At 35.2% G+C, this 6447-nt stretch carries 3 protein-coding genes and 1 pseudogene; 3 read left to right on the top strand and 1 reads right to left on the bottom strand.

Annotated elements, in window-relative coordinates; all coding sequences use genetic code 11:
• The 3 genes from RLO81_RS01470 to RLO81_RS01460 all read left to right on the top strand — a co-directional run.
• Positions 1-4128, top strand: a 4128-nt coding sequence (locus tag RLO81_RS01470; protein WP_350106176.1) for a T9SS type A sorting domain-containing protein, incomplete at its 5' end; no start/stop codon positions are given.
• A complete protein-coding gene (locus RLO81_RS01465; protein WP_350106173.1) occupies positions 4128-4304 on the top strand; it encodes a hypothetical protein in 177 nt (58 codons plus the stop codon). The genes RLO81_RS01470 and RLO81_RS01465, both read left to right, overlap by 1 nt.
• Before the next feature lie 11 nt (positions 4305-4315).
• Positions 4316-6193 (top strand): polysaccharide biosynthesis protein, encoded by a 1878-nt coding sequence (locus tag RLO81_RS01460; protein WP_350106170.1) that lies wholly within the window; start codon positions 4316-4318, stop codon positions 6191-6193.
• Positions 6194-6213: 20 nt separating this feature from the next.
• On the opposite strand, the pseudogene RLO81_RS01455 reads toward RLO81_RS01460, so the two are convergent.
• A pseudogene (locus RLO81_RS01455) lies at positions 6214-6447 on the bottom strand (hypothetical protein); the annotation flags it as partial.

Below are 6447 nucleotides of genomic sequence, written 5' to 3'. Positions count from 1 at the left end.
GGAGGCACTATAAATATGACCTATGGAGGAGCTGGAAATATTGATATTAATGTAGCTTCAAATTTTGTGCTTAGTTCGAGCCCTACCATAAATAATGGAGGCACTGGAGATTATAATTTGACTTTTGATGGGGCATCTCAGTTATACACTGGAACAACTAATTTTACAGAGTTTGACTTTATTGTTAATTCAAATTCAATTTTAGAAATAGGGGTTACGAGCTTTATTTCTACTACTGGAGATTTGTTGCTAAATAATTTAGGAGAAATACATTTGGCTTCAACAGCAGCTAATGGTGCAATTCAGTCTGGAACCACAGCAGGTAATATCAGAGTTTCTGGCACAAGAACATATACTTCAGGCTCCACAATAGTCTACAATGGATCTTCAGCTCAATTCATAGGTTCTGGGCACCCATCAACTTCTGGTGTCAATACAGAGATCAATAACAGTAACGGAGTAACACTTGCTTCAAATGTTACAATAGGCGGAGAGTTGGCTTTGACAAGTGGAAATTTAACCATAGGCAGCAGGACGTTAACCATTCAGGGTGCACATTCGGGTGGTGGGTCTCTGTCTGTAAATTCTACATCAACACTAATATTCTCAGGTTCAGGTGCAATAGGTACCATTCCTTTTGTTTCAGCAACACCTACTTTGGGAACGTTAACAATTGATAGGTCAGGTGAAGTGGCTGTTTTTGAAGATAATGTAACTATTGGAACGGCCTTAAACCTTACCCAGGGAAATATAGATATCAGGGATAGAACCTTAAATTTAACAGGTACACTATCTGGTACTGGTAATTTGTTGTCAAATTCGGCCTCAACCATTAACATAACAGGAACAGGTGCCGTAGGTTCTTTGCAATTTAACCCATCATTCAATACGATTGGTAATATCAGCTATAATCGGCCTTCTGGTACTTTGACTCTAAATGGTACGCTAAATGTTACTCAGTCATTGGTACTTACCAATGGCACCTTGACCAATAATGCGAATTTGTTCATGGGCAATGACGCAACATTAACAAAGAACTCCAATGCAACTTTCTCTGGGGATAGCCCTGAAACTACTGGTGGAGCGTTATATAATGTCATTTATACCAATGCTGGTCAAACAACAGGAAGTGAAATTCCTGATGCCCTTACAACTGATGCGCTAGGTGATATCACTATCAATACATCTGGTTCTCTTGTTTTAGATCAAAACTTGCAGGTGAATGGAAATGTTACTTTAAATGGTGGTTCATTATCTATTGGGGCCAATTCTATAACCGTTCTGGGCAATTGGGTAAGAAATGGAGGTTCTTTGGCTACATATACAGGCCAGGTTATTTTTAATGGAACTTCGTTGATCAATGGTTCCAGCACAGCAACATTTGTAAATGTTCAAGTGCCAAGCGGGGCTACTTTAACCTTACCTTCGGGCAATGTAAATATTAATGGAAATCTTCAAATTGACCCTGCGGCCATATTCTCAGCCAATGGTGGAACCGTTACTTTAGGAACAACAGCCAATCAAAATATTGCCGCTGGAGGAGCAACTTTTAATAACATTGCCGTGACTAAGGCCTCTGGGACTGTTACTATTGCAAGTGCTTTAAATTTAGCTGGCAGATTAAGTTTTGATGGTGCAAGTGCAGCAACTATTGCAAGTGGGGGTAATCTTACAATAAGATCAACATCAGATGCAGCTTCTGGAAATGGAAGTATTGGAGTAGTTCCATCAGGTGCTAATATTACGGGCAATGTTATAGTCCAAAGATTTTTATCAGGAGAAGGAAGAATTTATAGATACATATCTAGCCCGGTAAGTGGTGCTAATTTTGAGCAATGGAGAGACGATTTCCCAATAACGGGTACGTTTTCAGATCCGAGCACAGGTGCAGGTATTGTTTCATCAAGCCCTTCACTTTATAGGTACAACGAAAGTACTGCAGGTTTGGCAGATGATGGCTATGAAGCCCACCCTGCTTCTGGCACTTTAGCTAGTAGCATAATTGAAGTCGGCCGCGGTTATGCCGCTTTTATACGAGAAGGTTCTGCAAGTACTTTGATAGACGTAACAGGCCCTGTTAATTTGGCGAATTCATCTAACATAAATTTAAATGTTACATTTAATGATTCAGGAAATGGTGCTGCTAATGAAGGCTGGAATTTAGTAGGTAATCCGTTCCCAGCTTCAATTGATTGGGATAACATACTTGGAGGAGGCGCAGGAGCATTTACTAACATAGATAATGGCATTCATATTAGAGATAATGGTTCTGGAGGTGTTTATAGAACCTATGATGGCTCAGTGGGAGATTTAACAGGTGGTGTTATAGCAACAGGCCAGGCTTTCTGGGTGAGAGCAAACGCAAATAGTCCATCATTAACATTAAACGAATCGGCTAAAAGCACTACTACAGGAGCATTTTATAGACAAGCAAAACCAGATTTAGAAATTGTTCAGATTGCATTAACAGATGGTATTATTACAGACAATGCCTATGTTTCATTTAAGGATGGTTTTACTTCTGGATATGATTTAGGTGACACACCAAATTTGGATAATGTTGAATTTGATATTACTACCTATGGTAACGATGAAAATGATTTAGCAATCAATTATGTGCCTTATGGATGCGCGACACAGGTTCCTATTAATGTATCAGATGTTGAAACAGGAAGTTACACCTTACTTTTTTCTCAGTTAGAGTCACTAACTAGTATTAGTGTTTTAACTTTAAAAGATAACTATACAGATGTAATTATCGACTTATCATCAACTCAAAGCTATGAGTTCTCAGTTGATGAATCAGTACCAGAGAGCTTTGGCAAAGGACGTTTTATTTTAGAGTTTGGGTCAGATTTAATACAGTCAAATTTGTTAATAGAATCTGATAATAACCTTTGTGATAATGAATCAGCTTCCGTAGTAATCAAATCATCTCAGTTAGGTGTTAATTATACTGCAATTATTAATGGCCAACCATCAAATTATGAGTTTTTAGGTGATGGCAATGATATTCAAATTGAAATAGCTGAAATGGATATAAATTCAGGATTAAACGAAATTTATTTCATTGGTTCTTTGGAAGGTTGTGAACAAACCAATGTTGGCGATGTATTGCAGATTAATAAAACATCAATAAACACTAATCTTATCATTGACTCAAAGGCATCGATTTGTCAAGGAGAAAATGGGATAGTTACTCTTAATGACTCTGAGAATGACGTAACTTATCAATTAGTATTGAACAATAGCGTTTACGGTGATTCACAACTTGGTAATGGCTCAGATATCACGTTTGAAGTTTTATCTTCTGACTTAATTTCAACCAACGATATTAAAATCAATGCTTCATTGAACAATTGCACATCTCAACTATCAGAGTCTTTAACTATAGATTTAATTGAATTAAATACGGATTTAGCATTTAATGCTGATGATGTATGTAAGGATGATAATGCGATAATTTTAATTGAAACACCCCAAAGCGGTGTAGAGTATCAAATCATTCTAAATGAAATTGAATATGGAGATGCCAAAGTTGCAACTGAAGAATCGTTAACATTTGAACTACAATCTTCTGATTTAATCGAAGAGAATTTGATCAAAATAGAATCCAGATTTAATGGATGTACTGTAATATTGGATCAAACAGAGTTTATTAATAAGGTTCTAATTAATCCAATAATAACACGTGAAGAAAATGTTCTCATATCAAATTACGATATTGGAAATACATGGTATTTAAATGGGGAGATTCTTTTAGGTGCAAATGGGAGTACCTTGGAAATTGAACAATCAGGCTTTTATGAGTTGCAGGTGGATTTCACTAATTGTAGTGAACGGGTTGGAGAAAATTATGTAGTAGAGGAAGTAACATCTATATCGGAGAATACGAATAACAATTTAAGAATTTATCCTAATCCAGCATCAAATAGATTATTTATAGAATCAATGAGTCATGAGATAAATAAAATTGAGATTATAGATGCAAAAGGTAAGGTTGTTTATCAAGATAATCCATATCAGAGTACGTTTGTAATTTACATTGATAATTTTGTGAATGGTATATACATGATTAGATTACAATTTGATAATAAGTTATCTATTCATCGTTTGATTAAACAATAATGGTTAGAAAGTTATTTATAGTTTTTGGTTTAGTTCTGTTCTCTTTTTCAGTAAATGCACAACCTGGCGACCCTGGAGGTGACCCGGACAATCCAGTGCCTATTACTGGTATAGAAATTCTTTTACTTGCCGGTGGTGCTCTTGGACTAAAACGAATAGTCAAGAAAGGTAAATAACCTGTATTTTAGTGATTACTAAATTTCTACTTCGCCTTCGTATACTTCCTAGATGGGTTATTATTGTTCTTGATGTTGGAGTAATATTATTTGCCACCTTTTTGGGCTATTGTTTACGCTTTAATTTTGATTTATCATTAATCGATTCATATAATCCTTTAGAGGGAATTATATTAAATGGAATTGCAGGATTAATTTCATTACTAATAACCAGAAGCTATGCTGGTATTGTTAGGTACACCGGCTTAAAAGATGGGCTTCGAGTTTTTCAAACTTTAATACTAACTCATGCCTTATCATCTCTGGTTAATTTAGTTTATCATTATAATGTTGGAAGCAACTTGATTCCATACTCGGTAATCTTAATCTCATTTCTCGCATCTTTTTTATTTCTGTTTCAGTACCGCCTTCTTATAAAAAATATCTTTTCTTATTATGGTCGATTATATCATAATAAAATAAATGTCGCAATTTTTGGCGCTGGACAAATGGGTATAATGACTAAACATTTATTAGATGATGATCATAAATCTGGAATGAATGTAGTTGCTTTCTTCGAAGATGATACGAATAAGATAGGAAAAATTATTGCTGGGACTGAAATTTATTCTCTAAATGAGATAGAATTATTTCACTCTAAATACCAAATTGAAGAGTTAATAATTGCAGTTAATCAGTTATCTGTTCAGCGTAAAAATGAAATTGTTGATACATGTCTTAATTATAATTTAAAAGTACGAACTGTCCCTAATTTAAATACTTGGGTTAAAGGTGAGTTGAGTCTTAATCAAATCAAAGAAGTTAAAATAGAAGATTTACTTGAGCGAGATTCAATAACTATTAAGAATGAAGAATTGGTAAATGAGTTTAGTGGCAAAGTAGTTTGTATATCAGGGGCAGCTGGATCAATTGGTAGTGAACTAGTAAGGCAAGTGATTGAATTAAAGCCTAAGTCATTATTATTAATTGATCAATCAGAAACGCCCCTTTATAATATTATTAATGAGTTAGATAATCAATCTGAAATCAGTATTGATTATTATGTTGCAGATATAACAAATAGCAAGCGTATAGAATCTCTTTTTATCGAACATCAACCACAGATTGTCTTTCATGCAGCAGCTTACAAGCACGTGCCATTAATGGAGGCAAACCCTTCTGAAGCGATATTATGTAATGTAATAGGTACTTATAACTTGGCTAATGCGGCAGACAAATTTGGTGTTGAGAAATTTGTCATGGTATCAACTGACAAGGCCGTAAACCCAACGAATGTGATGGGGGCGAGCAAAAGGATTGCCGAAATGTATGTTCAATCACTCAATAATCAAAGTAAGACATCTTTTATTACGACACGATTTGGTAATGTATTAGGCTCTAACGGTTCTGTTATTCCTCACTTTAAAAATCAAATAGAAAAAGGCGGACCAGTAACAGTCACTCACCCAGAAATCAATAGATATTTCATGACAATAAGTGAGGCCTGTGAGTTGATCTTAGAGGCGGGTTGCATGGGAAAAGGGGGTGAAATATTTATTTTTGATATGGGTAAATCAGTGAGAATTGTTGATTTAGCTCGAAAAATGATAAAACTATCTGGATTTGAACCTTACAAGGACATTGACATTGTTTTTACCGGGTTAAGGCAAGGGGAGAAGTTATTTGAAGAACTACTAACTAAGGGTGAAGATAATTTACCAACTCACCATCCGAAGATTTTAATTGCTAAAATAAATGTTCCTGATTACATAATGGTGAACAGTTTTGTAGAAAGGTTGCGTACTATGCTGGAATCTTCAGAGTCAGAGCTATCGCTTGTTTCTCTAATGAAGGAGATAGTTCCGGAATTTAAAAGCAATAGATCGATCTACGAAATTTTAGATAGATAAAGAGAAGTAAAACTAATTTATCATCTTCCTCTTCCTCTTCTGGTATGTCTTTTCGATTTTAGTTTTGCCGAGCTCAAGAAATTAGCTGGTAAATAAAATTCTACTTTTAGATTGTACAAAAAGTAGTTATCATTATTACTGGGTTCTCCACGTTTGCTACCAGCTTCTTTTAATGGCAACCCAATTTCAGGTCTTCGATCAGCTAAAAGCTGTGCATTTGACCCGGGTTCAAAACTTGAATTATCAACGTATTC

Origin of the sequence: Fulvivirga sp. (assembly GCF_040220315.1) — a bacterium.
Lineage (GTDB): Bacteria > Bacteroidota > Bacteroidia > Cytophagales > Cyclobacteriaceae > Fulvivirga.
Note: the sequence above shows the minus strand (reverse complement) of the source record. Positions and strands in the feature narration are given on the sequence as shown.

Coding starts and splice junctions, on each gene's coding strand:
- RLO81_RS01465 (WP_350106173.1), top strand. CDS start 4,128: ATGGTTAGAAAGTTATTTATAGTTTTTGGTTTAGTTCTGTTCTCTTTT.